Here is a 16,454-nt window from a genome sequence, read left to right on the forward strand (position 1 = left end):
TATTTCCAATATGCTTAAACTGTAGTAGCGGCGGGTACTTTATATAAACCGGATACAAGCCCAAATGAACGAACAAGCCTGTTCCAGGAATTGATCTGCACGATGGCCATGGTAAGATTGGCAATTTCATCTTTGGTGAAATATTTGATCAATTCATCATGTATAGCATCACTGCTTTCTTCAGCCGGCATATGCGTTAATGTTTCGGCAAATGCCAGGGCTGCCTGTTCCAGGGGAGAATAATAATTAGTTTCACGCCAGGCCGATACCGAGATTAACCGGATAGGGGATTCACCGGCATGGATAGCCTCTTTATAATGCATATCCAGGCAATAAGCGCAGCTGTTTATCTGCGATACCCGCACCCGGATCAACTCCAGCAATTTGTAATCAAGCCCGCAACTGTCTACGTAGTTTTGCCCTTGCTTTACTGCGTTATACACGCCAGGCGCCTCTTTAAATGAAATTCTTTCCATGGTAAGATGATTTTGAGGCGTAATGACAAAAAGAAAAGATCCGGCGTGACAGTTTTCAAATATTTTTTATTTCTCCCAACGGGTTCAGTGCGCAGCAATCTTACGTGATTAACAAAAAATCAGTCTAAAAAGGTAACTATGAGCAGGCGCAGGTGGTGCTTGCATATTCAATCAAAAATTTGTTTCTTGCCGGCGCAATGGTTACACATTTGTGCCTATCAATATGTAACTGACAAATACCGCTTAAGCCCAATAAAACCAATATCAATACATGTTTAATTACAACGAAGAAAAGGTAAGGATGGAACCGACTGATACAAAATGTCAGTATTGTAAAACAGGAAATTCCACCAATGCGGACGACAACCATTATATCCCGATGTTTAAAACAAAAGACAGCACCTATTTAATCGTTTACAGTTACGTCAAGTACCAACAGGTGGATGTAGGAATTTCACGATGCGCCAGTTGCAGGTCAATACATGATCATGCGGCACAACGGGCAACATTAATTGCCTGGGTTAGTGCAATAGCTTTTGTAATCCTGATCTTCGCCATTTGGGGAATCTGGGGCATCCTGGGTATTTTTGGCGGTCTTATTATCGGCTTTTTAGGCACTTTTCTGATACAGGTCAAATTGGTTTCAGATAAAGACATTCATACAAAATATGAGGGCATCAAAGACAATCCAGGCGTCCTGGAACTGAAGTTACACGGCTGGTCGCTCAAGAATCCAGCTGCATAGGAACAAAGTTGGAAGTAGGAGGTTAGGTAAACCCCAACTTCTTACTTCCTGCTTTTTAATTCAACTTTTATTTTTCATTTTCCATCTTACTTAAGGCAATTAACTTATCCGGATTTCTCACAAAATATACCCGGTGAATTAATTCATTGCGCCATTCGAAGATCTGGCAATTCACCAGTTTGCCATCTATATAATAGAACAGGGCAGGGTCGTGGTTCACCATTCCTTGTACTATCTGCTGGTCTTCGTAGTATTTATTATGGATCGCATAAATATACAGGGAGGCGCTTTCAACCCCAATAAGCGGATTGATAGCAGCCCTGGCCTTTCCACCGCCATCGGAAACCACTACTACATCGTCGCTCAGGAGTTTTTCCAGCTTCTTTATATCCCGGCTACGGATCACATCCATGTATTTGTTCAGGTAATCAGCGGACGTTACCGCTACTTCCTTAATTGGCTCATTATGAAGAATTGCGCGGGCACGGCTGAGTATTTTTCTTGAATTTTCAACACTAATATCCAACACTTCCGCAATCTCCTCATGGTCATAATTAAACGCTTCCTTCAATATAAAAACAGCTCGCTGTTTGGCATCCAGTTTCTCCAGCAACACCATGAGGGAGTAGGAGAGGATGTCTTTTTGGTTCAGGTCACCATCAGCCGTTTCGGGAGCAACCGGTTCGGGCAACCAGCTACCAGGATAACCCGACTGCATCTTTTGCAACCTGTTGCGGGCATTGATGGCCCGGTTGATCACTGACCTGGTTAAATAGGCCTTTTCATTCTGAATCTCAGCACCGGTACGATTGATCATCTCTAATAAAACATCCTGTACAATGTCTTTCGCATCCTCATAAGACCCGAGGATATTGTAAGCATACGAGGTAAGTAAAGGTCGCAGGGAATCCATAGTGCAAATGTAGGGAAGCCTTTTGGCGCAAACAATTGCCGTACACTAATCCACTTACCGGCTGCATTTACTGAAGACCTTAACCTGAAATCACCCCACTTTCTCTCTGTAATCCCACCAAAATCAGTTACTTTTGCGGGTATTTTAAAGCCGACAATCGACTTAATGAAGAATATCCGCAATTTTTGCATTATCGCACATATTGACCATGGTAAAAGTACCCTGGCAGACAGACTGTTACAGACCACTAACACGATCAGTGAACGGGAAATGATGGACCAGGTACTGGACGATATGGACCTGGAAAGAGAAAAAGGGATCACTATCAAGAGCCACGCCATTCAAATCAACTATAAGCATACGGATGGTCAGGAATTCATCCTGAACCTGATTGATACCCCCGGACACGTAGATTTTAGTTACGAGGTTAGCCGGGCACTGGCCGCCTGTGAAGGCGCGCTATTGCTGGTTGACGCCACCCAGGGTATTCAGGCCCAAACCATCAGCAACTTGTACCTCGCCATCGATAACAACCTGGAGATCATCCCGGTCATCAATAAAATTGATATGGATGGCGCCATGATCGAAGAGGTAAAGGACCAGATCATTGAGTTGATCGGTTGTAAACCCGAGGACATCCTGCTGGCCAGCGGACGTACCGGTATTGGTATCGAAGGCATTTTACAAGCCATCGTAGAACGCATCCCAGCGCCAAAAGGGAATCCTGAAGAGCCATTACAGGCCCTTATTTTCGATAGTGTATTTAATAGCTTTCGGGGTATCATCGTGTACTTCCGGGTACTGAATGGCACCATCCGCAAAGGGGATATCGTAAAATTCGTATCTACCGATGCGGATTACGAGGCGGCTGAAGTGGGTATCCTCAAACTGAAAATGACGGAAAAGAAAGAAGTAGGTGCAGGTGATGTAGGGTACCTAATTACCGGTATCAAGAATGCAAAAGAAGTAAAAGTGGGTGATACCATTACCCTCAAGAATAAACCTACCCAGGAAATGATCAAAGGTTTCCAGGAAGTGAAACCAATGGTATTTGCCGGTATCTTTCCAGTGAATACCGATGACTTTGAGGAATTGCGTGACTGTATGGACAAACTCCAGCTTAACGACGCATCCTTAACCTATGAATTGGAAACCTCGCAGGCCCTTGGCTTCGGTTTCCGATGCGGTTTCTTAGGTATGTTGCACATGGAGATCATCCAGGAAAGGCTGGAACGCGAGTTTAACCAAACCGTGATCACCACCGTTCCCAACGTGAGCTTTATTGCCTACACTACAAAAGGCGAAAAAGTTATCGTAAACAACCCTACAGAGTTCCCTGACCCTGTAAAGACAGACCGGATAGAAGAACCATACATCAAGGCCCAGATCATTACAAAGCCTGAGTACATCGGTAATATCATGACGCTTTGTTTGGGTAAACGTGGCATCCTGATGAACCAAAGCTACCTGACCACTACCCGCGTGGAGCTGCAGTTTGAGATGCCCCTGACAGAGATCGTTTTCGACTTTTACGATAAACTGAAAAGCCAGACCCGTGGATATGCCTCATTCGATTATCATCCTATCGGCTATCGCGAAAGCGATATCGTGAAGATGGATATCCTGTTGAATGGTGACAAAGTGGATGCCCTGAGTGCATTGATCCACCGCGGCCGCTCCCAGGATTTCGGTCGCAAGCTTTGTGAAAAATTGAAAGAGTTATTGCCACGTCAGCAATTCCAGATTGCCATCCAGGCTGCTGTGGGCGCCAAAGTACTGGCCCGCGAAACCATCAGTGCCATGCGTAAAGACGTTACCGCCAAATGTTATGGTGGTGACATCAGCCGTAAACGTAAGCTGTTGGAAAAACAGAAAGAAGGTAAAAAGCGTATGCGCCAGATTGGTAACGTAGAAGTACCGCAGGAAGCGTTCCTGGCTGTGTTGAAGCTCGATGATTAAACGACAACATTAACAGATAACCGAATTTAAAGTCCCGATCTCGCTAAACCGAGACGGGACTTTTTTATTATAAAATAAAATATGTAATATTGAATAGGAATCGTACGCTATCAGTATTAGTATAATTTGATACTGCCATAGGTACGCAGGGGGATTCCAATAACTAAAAATTATTGGAACTATGTTAACTAATACTATCAGTAAAGAACAACGGATATATATCTTACAACAGCCGTTGCACCAGCAATTCATTCTTCACTATACCAATACGAATAGAGGGGTTGTTTTAATTCATAAATTGGTTGATACCGGTGACAGCGACTATGAATTACTCGTTGCTATTGGCATTGTGCTGGCAAACGAAGGCCAAAAAATCGAACTCCTGCCCAAACTCCATGAAAGGGATGTTGATTTCAGAAACAAAGTATTGCCCGGTGTAAGAATGAATAAGAATCCGGATCTCAGGATAGATGGGGAGTATTGGGAGGTAGAGGCACCCCAATGGCCATACAAAAGATTAAGTATCGATAGACGGATCAGGAAAGGTCAAGATCAGGCTAATGCCTTAATTATATTTTTTTCAAAAAAAGTAAATATTAAAACTGTAGAAGGGGTAATAAACGATCGCTTTAAAGAGCATAGGAATTTCAAAAAAGCAGAAATATGGGTAAACTTCAAGCGACTAGGTACCTATACAAAATAAAAAACCCGATAGTCGTCACCATCGGGATGGCCCAATCCGCAGACTGATCCACCACAAATATACATCTTTTGCCATGCATTCCAAATATTTTTCTAAAAGCCTTATTTAAGTAATCGGGTAACAAAAACGGTAGATGGGGGGAGAGGTAGCCATATAAAATAAAAAACCGGAAGTCGTCACTTCCGGGACGGTTCACGCCGTAGCCTGATCCATTACAAATGGAGATCTTTTCCCATGTATTCAAAATTATTTTTCCCCCTACCTGTTAAGTCTGTATTTTTCATTATTTATTGTTTCTAAATTACAGTATGCGTACACCCCTGCAAAAAGGCGAACAGATCTTACTGGTAACCCATACCAGCTGGGTTAAACTTATTCTTCCAGTACTCATTGCATTAGCCGGCTGGGTAGGTTCATTTCTTATTGGCTTTTTAAACTGGGGCTGGATAGCCGCCGTAGTAGGCTCGCTTTATTACTTAATAGTGTATTTCTCCTGGAAAGTAAATATCTGGGTGGTGACCAACTTCCGGGTTATTGATGAAGCTGGTTTATTGAATCATTTCGCGAAAGAAAGTCCGCTTGAAAAAATTAACAACGTGTCGTACGACCAAACGATCTGGGGCCGGCTTTTGAATTTCGGACACGTTGAAATTCAAACCGCAGCTGAAGTTGGCGCTACAGATTACTATAATGTACATGGGCCCAAACGCCTGAAAGATACCATTACGCTGGCCCAGGCCGAATACAAGAACATTCAACTGGCTAATCAGGCACAACATATGGCTACCGCCATGGGTATTCAGACCGGGGAAGTAAAATACTCCTCTTCTGCTGCTGGCGGGGGCATAGCTTCCGAACTGGAGAAATTGCACCAGTTAAAACAACAGGGCATTATCTCCGAAGAGGAATATATAAAGGCCAAGAATAAACTACTCGGTTAGCAGTTATCCCTTCTTTTTAGGGGTTGTCGCTTTTTTAGGAGGCGTAGCTGGTGAAACCGTTCCGCCAGCTTCCCTATCCATATTTCTACGGGAAGCCTCTTCCAAACGCTGCTCATTGGCATTCCCGGCATCATCTAAAATGGCGGATTGCCTGGGGAAATCACCGTCTTTCAGCTTAAAGGCAAAGTCGAGCCGTTCAATATGCACCCATTGACCTTTCTCCCATTTAAAAGCTTCGAAATCGCCGTCGGGAATATAAGTAGATTTTCTTTCCGGTTCATTGCTTTCAGAGATCAGGTGATCAAATACAATGATGTCTTTTTCCGGATCGTAGTTAAAGAAGGTTTTTGCTTCTTTTTTATATTCAATATTAAAACGGTTCTGTATTGGCTTTTTAACTGAATCTTCTTTGAACGAGACCACTGAACCGCCAAATATTGGTTCGCCCCGCTCACTGAAATGCATTACCTCCATCCACTTGCGATTGCTGTTTACACTGAAATCGTCAAAACCCAATAAGGTGTAATATTTGATCCCGTTGTATTCTTTGGGTATTATTTTGTAATAGATGGCGCCTATCCAGTTATTACGGGTACGCACACTATCAAGCGGCTTGGCGGTAAACATGGAATAATCGAACAATGGGAATAGTTTCAGAGAACCATCCGGCATATTCATTTGAATGGCCCCTTTCTGCAGGTATACATACTCGTCCTTTTTCAGCTGCCAGGTAAAAATCCTAAAAGAACTATCGGGAGAATATAACTTGGATATATTCAGCGAATCGAACGGAAAATAAAATGAGTTCTTTATTTTCAAGGCCCTTACAAAGGTGCGGGTAAACACACTGTCTGAACGGAAGCGGTCGGCAGCCTGCTCACTGAACACCATATTCGAAGACAACTTTTGTAAGGAGTCTTCTTTTTTCAACAATTCCTTATTGTCTGTAGTAGCTATCTTTTGTGCAAATGCAGGCAAAATACCCATCAGACAGATCGCTAACAGCCAGCAACTAATAAAATATTTACTATAACGGTTATTCATAGTATTAATTCAACCCTTCACAGGGTGATTTTTGCAAATTTACAACCATCCCAACCGGGTTTCCACAACAGGAACGTGAAAGGGTTGATAAAATTTTATATTAAAGGCAAAGCTTTTGCAAAATCGGGTAATGTGTTAAATGCCAGATCAATAGCAGGGTGGGGGTATGCCTGATCGGGGTGTGTGGTCTTTACGAATACGGTATGAATGCCCCCGTTCCGGCCAAAAGTCATATCGCTCAGGTTATTCCCAACGATCAATGACTTTTGCAGGTCAATGGTTGGGAAATCCTTTTTAGCCTGGTGGATCATGCCAGGATTAGGCTTGCGATTGAAATCTGTGGGATCATTGGCTACACAATAATAAATATGGTCTATACGTCCGCCTGCGCCAACAATATCACGGGTCATTTGGGTATGAATATCCTGCAGTGCAGCCTCGGTCATTAGTCCACGACCAACGCCGCGCTGGTTGGTGGTCAGTATAACCAGGCCAAACTGCGCCGACAATGCCTTAATGGCCTCCAGTACGCCGTCATAAAATATAAACTCATCGTAGGTATATACGTAATCCTGGTATTTTTCAACATTAATTACGCCATCACGATCAAGAAATAAAGTCCAGGATCGGTCAATCTTTTTAAGGTCTAACATTACGTTGTATTATTACTTGCCTGATTTTACCAGTTCACGGTTTGCTTTTTCAAAATCTTCAGGTATTCCAATATCAATAAAGTATTCATCCTGTACAACGCCATACATAGGCCGTAGCGTGTATAATTTCTCCAGGTAATCTTTTTCAAAAGAGAACTTTTCAGGCAGGCCTTCGTTCAAAAAGGTTTCTACCTGCAAAGCATAGATGCCGCCATTGATAAGACCGTTTTCATAGTATTGCTTTTCCTTAAAACTCTTAATGGCACCATTGTCTGCAACCTCAACTACTCCATAGCGATCAAAATTGTGCATAGGTTTTAAGGCCAGGGTACAATGTGCCTGGTGTTGCGCATGAAAGGCAGTAAGTGCCGGTAACTGAATAGAGAACAGGGTATCGCCGTTCAGGATCAGTACATTTTTCTCCGTAGCCTGCCGGCAGGCGAGCTGAATAGCACCACCAGTGCCTAATGGCTCATTTTCTATTACATACTGTTTAGATAAACCGGGATATTCAGCTTCCAGGTAGTCCTGTATCACTTCATGTTTATAGCCCAACGAAAAAATGAATTTCTCCACCCCCTGATTACGGAAATAACCGATCACATGTGCCAGAAAAGGTTTGCCGGCTACCGGCGCCATACATTTTGGCAAATCGGGCACGGCACTTCGCAATCGGGTACCTAAACCACCAGCAAGTATAATACACTCTTTAATAGGCATCATATAAATACTTAGTTACAGGTTGCAGGAAACTAATTTTCTGCAACCTGTAACCAGCAATTTGTTACTATTTATTGAAATATTGTTCTTCTACCAGTTGACAGATAATATGTCCCAGCATAATATGGCTTTCCTGTATACGTGGGGTATCTTTTGACGGTACGTTCACCAGGTGATCGCTGAGTATTTTCATTTTCCCACCGGTATCGCCGGTAAAACCAACAGTGACAATACCTTTCTCACGGGCCGCTTCAAATGCCTTCAAAATATTGACCGAGTTACCGGAGGTTGATAAACCAACCAGCACATCGCCTTTTAAACCTATACCTCTGATCAAACGGGCGTATACTACATCATAGCTGTAATCGTTGGCCACAGCTGTTAAGTAGGACGTATTGCAATGCAATGCCTCGGCGGGCAATGCTTCGCGATCGGTATAAAAACGGCCAGAGAACTCAGCAGCCAGGTGTTGAGCATCTGCCGCACTGCCGCCATTTCCACAAAAATATACCCGGTTACCATTGCGCAGCGCGCTGGTAATGATGGTTGCCAGTTCGTCAATAGTACCCAACAAAACAGGGTCCTTCAAAATACTTTCTTTGGTACTGATCGATGCTTTAATAATATCAACTATCTTATTATTCATAGGTAATTATTTTTTATTAGGATTTATATAGTCCATGTGGTTAGACCATGATCAACAAACTGGTATTGTTTTACAAAACCACCAAACTCTTTTAATTTCTCAATCACAGCATATTTGGTATTGGCCGGGCAATAAAAGGTCATAAATCCGCCACCACCTGCGCCGGAGATCTTTCCGCCCGTGGCGCCTGCTTTTTTAGCCGATTCATATATTTCGTCCATAAGGGAGTTAGAAATACCCTCTGCCATTTGTTTTTTCTGTTGGAAACCGAAATCAAGGATCTCGCCTATTTCATGCAATCTTCCTTTTAACAGGGCTTCTTTCATCAATTGCGCCTGGCGCTTAAGCTGGTGCATGGCATCTATCGGCTTTTCCTTTTTTGATACCACGTTCTGGCTTTGTTTTTCAATGATCCGGGCCGACTCCCGGCTGGTGGCTGTATAATACAACACCAGATTATTTTCCAGTTCAAACAAATACTGGTGCTTTATTCGCAATGGGTTTACTACCACATTGTCGCCATAAAACTCCATATAATTTACTCCGCCGAAAGTAGCGGCATACTGGTCCTGCTTGCCACCCGCCATTTTCAGGTCGTTACGTTCAATTTCATAAGCCAGGTGGGCAATATCATATTCACCCAGCGGCAATCGCAACATTTCGGTAAAGGCGCCCACAATAGCCACCACCAGGGTAGAAGAGGTACCTAAACCCGAACCGGCGGGAGCATCTACATAAGTGGAGAGCTTGAACCCCGTTTCAGGCATTCCATATTGTTGTTGAATGCGGTTATAAACCCCTTTCAACAGATCGAGTTTGCCATCAATAGGCAGTTCCTTACTCCAAACATATGTTTGTTCTTCGTGCCGGTCCATGGCCTGCAACAGAATTTTCTTTTCTGTTATAGGTTCAATGTTGGCATATGCATACAACGATACGGTTGCATTAAGAATAGCCCCGCCATACAGGTCGCTGTATGGACTAACATCGGTGCCGCCACCTGCCAAACCTATTCGTAAGGGTGCTTTACTTCTGTAGATCATTTAAATGGGATGTTAAAAGTCAAATTAGCTTTTTTTGCTAATTATCATATTTCCAGGATAGTCTTAACAAGATTATGCCAGGAATATTTTTCCTTTTCGGTGCGAAGATGCGGTATAAAATGCTGTTCTCCAAGTTCAAAATACCGGGTAATGGCCGCTGCCAGGGAGGTGGGTTCAGGTTCACATACCAGCCCAACTTTTCCATTTGGCACCTGGATGGGAAGGTTACCCACATTGGTTACAACCATGGGTTTTTCGAAATGATAGGCCAGCGGGGTAACACCACTATTGGTAGCATTGCGATAAGGTTGTATCACCGCATCTGCCGCACACAGGTAGTATTTTACCTCACTGTCAGGTATAAAATCGGTTCTCAGGATCAAACTATCCATTATTCCTAATCGATCAATTTGTTCCTGATAAGCTTTTTCATCTTCATAAAACTCACCAGCCACCAATAGTTTTATCGGTTGCCCTTTTAACAGCGGCATGGCCTCCAACAGAATATCGAGCCCTTTATATTTCCGGATGAAGCCAAAAAACAGGATGATCTTCTCATTGCCAGTAATGCCCAGTTTTTCCCTGGCAGCTGACTTTGAAATGGGTTCGCCGAAATTATCGTACAGCGGATGCGTTACCTGTTGTGCCGGTTTGTTTTTTTCAAACGTGCGCAGATCAGACATGACTTTTTCACTCATAGTGATAAAGGCATCGCAACTCTTTAAGAAGTACCGCGTGAATGGTGTATCGAACGGTCTTTTTTCGTGGGGAATTACATTATCGGTAATAGCGATAATGCGGGTGTGTTTGTTCTTTTTTACCCTTCTTAATATAGAACCCAGTGCCGGGCCCATGAAAGGTATCCAGAATCGCACTACTATAATATCGGGTCGAATTCTTTTCAATTCATTCCCTACCTGTAACCAGTTCAGGGGGTGAACAGAATTGATCACCGGATAGATCTCTATATCGGTTGGCGCAGGATCTGTTGAATACTGCGTGGTACCAGGAAACAGGAAAGAAGGGTATTGCAACGAAAAGGAATAGATGCTGCACGTATGGCCTTCATCAATAAACTGCTTGCATAACCGCTGGTTAAAAGTGGCTAACCCACCCCGAAGCGGATGCCCGGGACCTATGATAACAATCGTTTTATGAGCCATATTTTACTCTACCCCAATTTTCTTCTCAATCAAATAATGGTTACGGCCAGGTGAGTTGCGTGCAATCAGTTCGCCTAAAAATCCGGCAATGAACATCAGTGTACCAATTACCATCAGCGTTAAGGAGATATAAAATACAGGCCGGTTGGTAAGGGCATATTCTGGTTCAATGATCTTGGAAGCGATCAGGTACCCGATCATCAAAAGACCCAATAACAAAACAAAAGACCCGAACAGACCAAAAAAGTGCATGGGTCTTTTGCCGTATTTGCCTACAAATGTAATAGAAGCCAGATCGAGAAAACCGTTCACAAACCGTTCCCAGCCAAATTTGGTAGTACCGTATTTGCGTTTGCGATGCTCCACTACTTTTTCACCGATCTTTCTAAAACCAGCCCATTTGGCCAGCACAGGTATATAACGATGCATCTCGCCATATACTTCAATGCTTTTTACAACCTTAAGGCGATAAGCTTTGAGTCCGCAGTTAAAATCATGCAAATTGATCTTCGACATACGGCGGGTTGCCCAGTTAAAGAATTTGCTCGGAATATTTTTGGTGAGGGTATTATCATATCGTACCTTCTTCCAGCCACTTACCATGTCGAATTTATCTTCAACAATCATTTTATACAGTCCAGGGATTTCATCCGGACTGTCCTGCAGATCGGCATCCATTGTGATCACCACAGTACCCATAGCAGCTTTAAACCCTTCGTTTAATGCGGCTGATTTGCCATAATTGCGTTGAAAACGGATGCCTTTTATATGAGGGTTTTTGGAACGCAGTTGCTCTATGACCTCCCAGGAGTTATCGGTACTGCCATCATCGACCAGAATAATTTCATAGGTGAAACTATTGGCAGTTACCACCCGCTCAATCCAGGCGCACAGTTCGGGCAGGGATTCGTCTTCATTGAACAAAGGAACTACAATGGATATATCCATAGTCTATTGGTTAAAAGAATTTTCAAACGGCGGTCGCTTTCTTTTTATTATCGCCGATACTATTAAAGAAACAATAAACCAAAAAATACAGCCAAAAACAAATCCAAGCAGCAATCTGCCTACTGTATAATTGTTTTGGTCCATGGTCTCATCAACTTTTTTTTCAATCTCACTTTCGGATGCACCAAAATTACGCATCCATTGTTCAGCCTTCTGAGCTGTTTCCTGGGCAAGCGCCTGCCTGAAGGGCACATCGATATAATTAAATAACACAAACTGGAATATACTTGCAATTAATGACCCTATCACGAATATCTGAAAAGAGGTCTTTAATGCCTGGCCAAATTCTAAATAACCACCCTGTTGCTTTTTTATCTGAAGCAACCCCAATACACAAACCACAATAGGCAACACTATACCGCAATAGGCAATCGGGCTTACGAACATTTTTGCGCCGCCAAGATATAATAATACCGTAAACACAATAGCTACTGCACCATTAATAAATCCATAAATTAACCCCAGGTTTTTGGAGGAGGATGATTCAACGGTCATACAATTCAGTATTAGTTTAGAATTAAGGTTTCCTTATTGAATATACCTTTTACTGTCCCTTGCAGGGATTTATCGATAAAGGCTGAATTCTTTGATTTTGACCGGAAAGATGCCGTTGTAAAAGTTACCGGTACGCCTGGTTCAAACAAGGTAAAGCAGGCCGGTGCGTCTTTTTTGATCACCGGACATTCCAAACCAAAGATCTTTCTGGGGTTGATACTTACCAGTTCCACCCACCGGCTTTCGGAAAGACCAGGTAAGGCAGTCTTTATGGCACTGTACGAGGTTTCCAAACCGATCATGCCGTTTTTGGCGTATTCAAACTCCAGCACCTTGCTATCGTATTCATGCGGCATATGGTGCGAGGCAATACAGTCGATGGTCCCATCGAGCACCGCCTGGCGTAGTATTTCCACATCACTTTTCGTCCGCAGGGGCGGATATACTTTCAGATTGGTATCGTATTCCATCAGGTCCTCATCGCTGAAAAACAGATGGTAAGGTGTAACCGAGCAGGTTACCGCCAGTCCGGCCTCTTTTGCGCGGCGAATATATTCGAGCGATTTGGGTGCAGTTACCCCGGTGAAATGAAGTTTTGAATTGGCATACCGCACCAGTTTTATGTCGCGGGCAACCAGCAGCTCTTCGGCCATCATGGGTTTACCTGGCAAACCAAGCCGGGTTGAGATAATACCTTCATGCATGAGGCCATTGGCACCCACACTTTTATCGTCGGGTATTTGTATTACAGTACCATCAAATGCTTTCACATATTGAAGGGCTTTCAGCAGCAAACCGGCAGACTGTATCGGGTTCAGGCCATCACTAAACGCTATGGCGCCACTGGTGCGCATATCGTACATTTCGGCCAGGTCTTTTCCTTCGGCTCCTTTTGATATCGCCCCAATGGGGTGAACCGTCACCGGCAGCGACCTCGACTTCTGGCTAATGTATTCAGCCTGTGTTTTGCTGTCGACAACCGGTTTGGTATTGGGGATCACGAAAACATCGGTGTAACCGCCTGCCGCAGCAGCACGGGCACCTGTTTCCAGTGTTTCCTTGTATTCATAACCGGGATCAGCAAAATGGGCAAACACATCCACCCAGCCTGGCGATAAATGCAACTGGTTGCCTGTGATAACTTTATCTGCCTCCGCTGAAATAGCAGGTTGAATATCCTTTATAACTCCTGATTCAATAAGGACGTCCTGCTTGGTACCGTTAAATGGGGATGATGGGTCAGTAATTGTAACCTGTTGAATTAGAATCTTCATTCTCAAAAAGTTGAGCGAAGATACGGTTTTCTGTTTTAAGTGCTGCTTCCCTTCTTAGTTATTGATTAGTAAGATTGTAGATCAATCGATCTAAATGGCCATTTGCCGGATTTCCGGTTACGGGCAATAAATACCGGCAAAATGATCCGCTTTCAAGGCCTGGTAACTGGAAACCGCCATCTTTAATTGACCACATTTCGTGGTACTTGGGCTACTAAAAAGGCCCTGACATTTTCTATGGTAGTTTTCATTACCCGCTGACGCGCCTCTTTGCTTACCCAGGCTATGTGCGGGGTAATAATACAGTTTTTGGCTGTCAACAAGGGATTTTGTGGGGATGGGGGTTCGGTAGTCAACACATCCAAAGCGGCCCCGGCAATTCGGCCCTTGTTCAGGGCATCGGCCAGGTGTTGTTCATTGACCAGCTGTCCGCGGGAGGTATTAATAATACAGGCACTGGGTTTCATTAACTGGATGATCTCATTATTAACAAAACCCATATTATCCGGTTTCAGCGGGCAGTGCAACGACACATAATCAGCTTTGATAAATAATTCCTGCAGCGGGACCCATTGGGCAAATGCATTTTCCTTTGGCGAAGGGTTGAAATAAAGCAGTTCCATGCCCAAAGCCTGCGCTATTCGGGCAGTTTGCTGACCAATATTTCCCCAGCCAACAATACCCAGCGTTTTACCCGCCAGCTCAGTGAGGGGCGACAACTGGTAACTAAAATCTGCAGATCTGGCCCAATCACCGGCTGCTACAGAAGCAGCATGTTTGCCTACCTGGTTGGTTAATTCCAACAACAAGGCAATGGTATGTTGAGCAACAGAGGCTGTGCCATAGGCCGGCACATTACAAACTACAATACTCCTTTTGGCAGCAGCCTGTACATCTATAATATTATAACCAGTGGCTGTTACACCTATCATTTTCAACTGTGTCAATTGCGCCAGGGTAGCTTCATTAAACGGTACTTTATTGGTGAGAACAATATTGGCATCACGGCACCGGTCAACGATCTCTTCCGGTTTTGTTCTGTCATACACGGTGAGCTCTCCTAATAATTTAATTTCATCCCAGCTTAGATCACCAGGGTTTAAAGTATAACCGTCGGTCACTACGATCTTTATCATGAGTCTGCTGCTAATAAAGTTTGAACCGCAAAAGTAGGAGTAAACAGGTAATAAAAGGCAAGTGAGTTGTGAGTTGTGAGTGACTCGCGACTATCGTGACTAATAACTACCTTGCGGCGCCAAAAATCCATTGCCTCGCCCGCCGAAGCTTTAGCGTAGGAGGGCCCATTGCCCTCTCACTCTATCAACCTGTCAACTGGATTTCTATTTATCTTCGCAAATAATTTATATATGGCAGAATACATAATATACGTAGGACAGATAGAAGAATACCAGATGTTGAACGACAGGCAGTCGCTCGATGCCATTTTTCGCAAGGCGCAAAGTGCAGTTGTAGGCGGGGAAGTAGTGGCGCTGGTAAGGCAAAACACTAATGGAACAGCATATCGTTTCGAAGAGATCTCAACCCTGGAAGATCTGAATGCCTATAAAAAGAACGTATACAAATACGTTAAAGAAGATTAAGTTATTAACTCCACCTCCCCCCAACCGGGGAGGATGGAAGGCGGGCTGAAACCAAATATTTTTAAACAGACATTAGGAACATATGAAGGTGTTGGTTACCGGCAGTGCCGGACATTTAGGCGAAGCACTTGTGCGTACTTTACGGCAAATGAACTATGAGGTAGTTAGTATTGATAAACTATCCTCTCCATTCACATCCCATACGGGTACTATAACCGATCGGGCATTTGTAAAACAGTGTATGCAGGGAGTAAAACAAGTGTTTCATACCGCCACCCTGCACAAACCACATGTGGTAACCCACAGTCAACAGCAATTTATCGATACCAATATTACCGGCACGCTTAATTTGCTGCAGGAAGCGGTAGCGGCAGGGGTGGAGGCTTTTATTTTCACCAGTACTACCAGTGTATTTGGCGATGCACTGGTGCCCCCGGCAGGTGCACCTGCAGCCTGGATAACAGAAGAAGTGCCCCCGGTACCAAAGAATATCTACGGAGTTACCAAAGCAGCGGCAGAGAACCTGTGTCAGTTATATTTCCGGAATGCGGGTCTTCCCTGTCTAGTGTTGCGAACCTCCCGTTTCTTCCCGGAAGAAGATGACAACCGGAAAATGCGCGGCATTTATCCGGATACCAATCTCAAGACAAATGAATTCCTGTATCGCCGGGTAGAAATTGAAGATGTGGTAGATGCCCATTTAGCCGCTGCAGCACGCGCCCGTCATATAGGCTTTGGCACCTATATTATCAGTGCCACCACGCCATTTACACAATCCGATCTGGGTGATCTGCGTATCCATGCCAATGAGGTAGTAAAGCGCCTGATACCGGAATATATACCTGTTTATGAACAACGCGGTTGGAAAATGTTTCCGGCAATTGACCGGGTGTATGTAAATGAAAAAGCCCGCAGGGAATTAAGCTGGCAACCGAAATACGACTTTAGGTCCATTATACAACAATTACAGGCTACCAATGAGCTGCGAAGCCCACTGGCTGTACAAATTGGCGCCAAAGGGTATCATACAGAAAAATTCGTTGACGGGCCGTTCCCGGTAACGGAGTAAC

Annotated in this window: 18 protein-coding genes; 6 read left to right on the forward strand and 12 right to left on the reverse strand. The window is 43.9% G+C overall.

Annotated elements, in window-relative coordinates; genetic code table 11:
- Nucleotides 1–14: 14 nt before the first annotated feature.
- Nucleotides 15–476: a carboxymuconolactone decarboxylase family protein gene (locus tag J7I42_RS34110; RefSeq protein ID WP_209144875.1), complete on the reverse strand. Its 462-nt coding sequence runs from the start codon at nt 474–476 to the stop codon at nt 15–17.
- A 271-nt stretch (nt 477–747) separates the two neighbouring features.
- Here J7I42_RS34110 and J7I42_RS34115 point away from each other — a divergent pair, with 271 nt between their 5' ends.
- A complete protein-coding gene (locus J7I42_RS34115) occupies nt 748–1,221 on the forward strand; it encodes a hypothetical protein (protein WP_209144877.1) in 474 nt (157 codons plus the stop codon).
- 67 nt (nt 1,222–1,288) lie between these two features.
- Here the strand turns inward: J7I42_RS34115 and J7I42_RS34120 are convergent, their stop codons facing one another.
- Nucleotides 1,289–2,134, reverse strand: coding sequence for a sigma-70 family RNA polymerase sigma factor (locus J7I42_RS34120; protein WP_209144879.1), 846 nt, complete (start codon nt 2,132–2,134; stop codon nt 1,289–1,291).
- Nucleotides 2,135–2,299: 165 nt separating this feature from the next.
- Here J7I42_RS34120 and lepA point away from each other — a divergent pair, with 165 nt between their 5' ends.
- The 3 genes from lepA to J7I42_RS34135 all read left to right on the forward strand — a co-directional run bounded on the left by lepA (nt 2,300) and on the right by J7I42_RS34135 (nt 5,737).
- Nucleotides 2,300–4,093: a translation elongation factor 4 gene (gene lepA / locus J7I42_RS34125; protein ID WP_209144881.1), complete on the forward strand. Its 1,794-nt coding sequence runs from the start codon at nt 2,300–2,302 to the stop codon at nt 4,091–4,093.
- Between the two features lie 181 nt (nt 4,094–4,274).
- The gene (locus J7I42_RS34130; RefSeq protein WP_209144882.1) at nt 4,275–4,796 is read left to right on the forward strand and encodes a CdiA C-terminal domain-containing protein; all 522 of its coding nucleotides are present in this window, start codon (nt 4,275–4,277) and stop codon (nt 4,794–4,796) included.
- A 308-nt stretch (nt 4,797–5,104) separates the two neighbouring features.
- Nucleotides 5,105–5,737: a PH domain-containing protein gene (locus J7I42_RS34135; protein WP_209145206.1), complete on the forward strand. Its 633-nt coding sequence runs from the start codon at nt 5,105–5,107 to the stop codon at nt 5,735–5,737.
- A 3-nt stretch (nt 5,738–5,740) separates the two neighbouring features.
- Here J7I42_RS34135 and J7I42_RS34140 read toward each other — a convergent pair whose 3' ends face one another.
- From J7I42_RS34140 to J7I42_RS34185, 10 genes are all read right to left on the reverse strand, one after another.
- Nucleotides 5,741–6,781: a hypothetical protein gene (locus J7I42_RS34140; protein ID WP_209144883.1), complete on the reverse strand. Its 1,041-nt coding sequence runs from the start codon at nt 6,779–6,781 to the stop codon at nt 5,741–5,743.
- Between the two features lie 95 nt (nt 6,782–6,876).
- Nucleotides 6,877–7,434 carry a D-glycero-alpha-D-manno-heptose-1,7-bisphosphate 7-phosphatase gene (locus J7I42_RS34145; RefSeq protein WP_209144884.1) on the reverse strand — a complete coding sequence of 186 codons (558 nt, stop codon included), beginning with the start codon at nt 7,432–7,434 and terminating at the stop codon, nt 6,877–6,879.
- A 12-nt stretch (nt 7,435–7,446) separates the two neighbouring features.
- On the reverse strand, nt 7,447–8,157 hold the full coding sequence (locus J7I42_RS34150; protein ID WP_209144885.1) for a nucleotidyltransferase family protein: 711 nt from the start codon (nt 8,155–8,157) through the stop codon (nt 7,447–7,449).
- Between the two features lie 64 nt (nt 8,158–8,221).
- Entirely contained in the window at nt 8,222–8,800 is a 579-nt protein-coding gene (locus J7I42_RS34155) for a D-sedoheptulose-7-phosphate isomerase (protein ID WP_209144886.1), read from the reverse strand.
- A gap of 23 nt (nt 8,801–8,823) precedes the next feature.
- Nucleotides 8,824–9,843, reverse strand: a complete 1,020-nt coding sequence (locus tag J7I42_RS34160; protein WP_209144887.1) for a GHMP family kinase ATP-binding protein — start codon at nt 9,841–9,843, stop codon at nt 8,824–8,826.
- Between the two features lie 44 nt (nt 9,844–9,887).
- Nucleotides 9,888–11,006: a glycosyltransferase gene (locus tag J7I42_RS34165; protein ID WP_209144888.1), complete on the reverse strand. Its 1,119-nt coding sequence runs from the start codon at nt 11,004–11,006 to the stop codon at nt 9,888–9,890.
- Nucleotides 11,007–11,009: 3 nt separating this feature from the next.
- Entirely contained in the window at nt 11,010–11,954 is a 945-nt protein-coding gene (locus J7I42_RS34170; protein ID WP_209144889.1) for a glycosyltransferase, read from the reverse strand.
- Nucleotides 11,955–11,957: 3 nt separating this feature from the next.
- Nucleotides 11,958–12,509: a DUF4199 domain-containing protein gene (locus J7I42_RS34175; RefSeq protein WP_209144890.1), complete on the reverse strand. Its 552-nt coding sequence runs from the start codon at nt 12,507–12,509 to the stop codon at nt 11,958–11,960.
- Nucleotides 12,510–12,520: 11 nt separating this feature from the next.
- Nucleotides 12,521–13,783, reverse strand: a complete 1,263-nt coding sequence (locus tag J7I42_RS34180) for a dihydroorotase (protein ID WP_209144892.1) — start codon at nt 13,781–13,783, stop codon at nt 12,521–12,523.
- A gap of 182 nt (nt 13,784–13,965) precedes the next feature.
- Entirely contained in the window at nt 13,966–14,919 is a 954-nt protein-coding gene (locus J7I42_RS34185) for a D-2-hydroxyacid dehydrogenase (protein WP_236065639.1), read from the reverse strand.
- Nucleotides 14,920–15,150: 231 nt separating this feature from the next.
- On the opposite strand from J7I42_RS34185, the gene J7I42_RS34190 reads away from it, so the two are divergent.
- On the forward strand, nt 15,151–15,384 hold the full coding sequence (locus J7I42_RS34190) for a hypothetical protein (protein WP_209144894.1): 234 nt from the start codon (nt 15,151–15,153) through the stop codon (nt 15,382–15,384).
- Nucleotides 15,385–15,466: 82 nt separating this feature from the next.
- Nucleotides 15,467–16,453: an NAD-dependent epimerase/dehydratase family protein gene (locus J7I42_RS34195; protein WP_209144896.1), complete on the forward strand. Its 987-nt coding sequence runs from the start codon at nt 15,467–15,469 to the stop codon at nt 16,451–16,453.
- Nucleotide 16,454 lies beyond the last annotated feature (1 nt).

Origin of the sequence: Niastella soli, from assembly GCF_017742245.1 — a bacterium.
Lineage (GTDB): Bacteria > Bacteroidota > Bacteroidia > Chitinophagales > Chitinophagaceae > Niastella > Niastella soli.

What these genes read in the sequence shown, in the direction of transcription:
- J7I42_RS34110 (WP_209144875.1), bottom strand. Translation starts at nt 476, where the DNA reads ATGGAAAGAATTTCATTTAAAGAGGCGCCTGGCGTGTATAACGCAGTA.
- J7I42_RS34115 (WP_209144877.1), top strand. Translation starts at nt 748, where the DNA reads ATGTTTAATTACAACGAAGAAAAGGTAAGGATGGAACCGACTGATACA.
- J7I42_RS34120 (WP_209144879.1), bottom strand. Translation starts at nt 2,134, where the DNA reads ATGGATTCCCTGCGACCTTTACTTACCTCGTATGCTTACAATATCCTC.
- lepA (WP_209144881.1), top strand. Translation starts at nt 2,300, where the DNA reads ATGAAGAATATCCGCAATTTTTGCATTATCGCACATATTGACCATGGT.
- J7I42_RS34130 (WP_209144882.1), top strand. Translation starts at nt 4,275, where the DNA reads ATGTTAACTAATACTATCAGTAAAGAACAACGGATATATATCTTACAA.
- J7I42_RS34135 (WP_209145206.1), top strand. Translation starts at nt 5,105, where the DNA reads ATGCGTACACCCCTGCAAAAAGGCGAACAGATCTTACTGGTAACCCAT.
- J7I42_RS34140 (WP_209144883.1), bottom strand. Translation starts at nt 6,781, where the DNA reads ATGAATAACCGTTATAGTAAATATTTTATTAGTTGCTGGCTGTTAGCG.
- J7I42_RS34145 (WP_209144884.1), bottom strand. Translation starts at nt 7,434, where the DNA reads ATGTTAGACCTTAAAAAGATTGACCGATCCTGGACTTTATTTCTTGAT.
- J7I42_RS34150 (WP_209144885.1), bottom strand. Translation starts at nt 8,157, where the DNA reads ATGATGCCTATTAAAGAGTGTATTATACTTGCTGGTGGTTTAGGTACC.
- J7I42_RS34155 (WP_209144886.1), bottom strand. Translation starts at nt 8,800, where the DNA reads ATGAATAATAAGATAGTTGATATTATTAAAGCATCGATCAGTACCAAA.
- J7I42_RS34160 (WP_209144887.1), bottom strand. Translation starts at nt 9,843, where the DNA reads ATGATCTACAGAAGTAAAGCACCCTTACGAATAGGTTTGGCAGGTGGC.
- J7I42_RS34165 (WP_209144888.1), bottom strand. Translation starts at nt 11,006, where the DNA reads ATGGCTCATAAAACGATTGTTATCATAGGTCCCGGGCATCCGCTTCGG.
- J7I42_RS34170 (WP_209144889.1), bottom strand. Translation starts at nt 11,954, where the DNA reads ATGGATATATCCATTGTAGTTCCTTTGTTCAATGAAGACGAATCCCTG.
- J7I42_RS34175 (WP_209144890.1), bottom strand. Translation starts at nt 12,509, where the DNA reads ATGACCGTTGAATCATCCTCCTCCAAAAACCTGGGGTTAATTTATGGA.
- J7I42_RS34180 (WP_209144892.1), bottom strand. Translation starts at nt 13,783, where the DNA reads ATGAAGATTCTAATTCAACAGGTTACAATTACTGACCCATCATCCCCA.
- J7I42_RS34185 (WP_236065639.1), bottom strand. Translation starts at nt 14,919, where the DNA reads ATGATAAAGATCGTAGTGACCGACGGTTATACTTTAAACCCTGGTGAT.
- J7I42_RS34190 (WP_209144894.1), top strand. Translation starts at nt 15,151, where the DNA reads ATGGCAGAATACATAATATACGTAGGACAGATAGAAGAATACCAGATG.
- J7I42_RS34195 (WP_209144896.1), top strand. Translation starts at nt 15,467, where the DNA reads ATGAAGGTGTTGGTTACCGGCAGTGCCGGACATTTAGGCGAAGCACTT.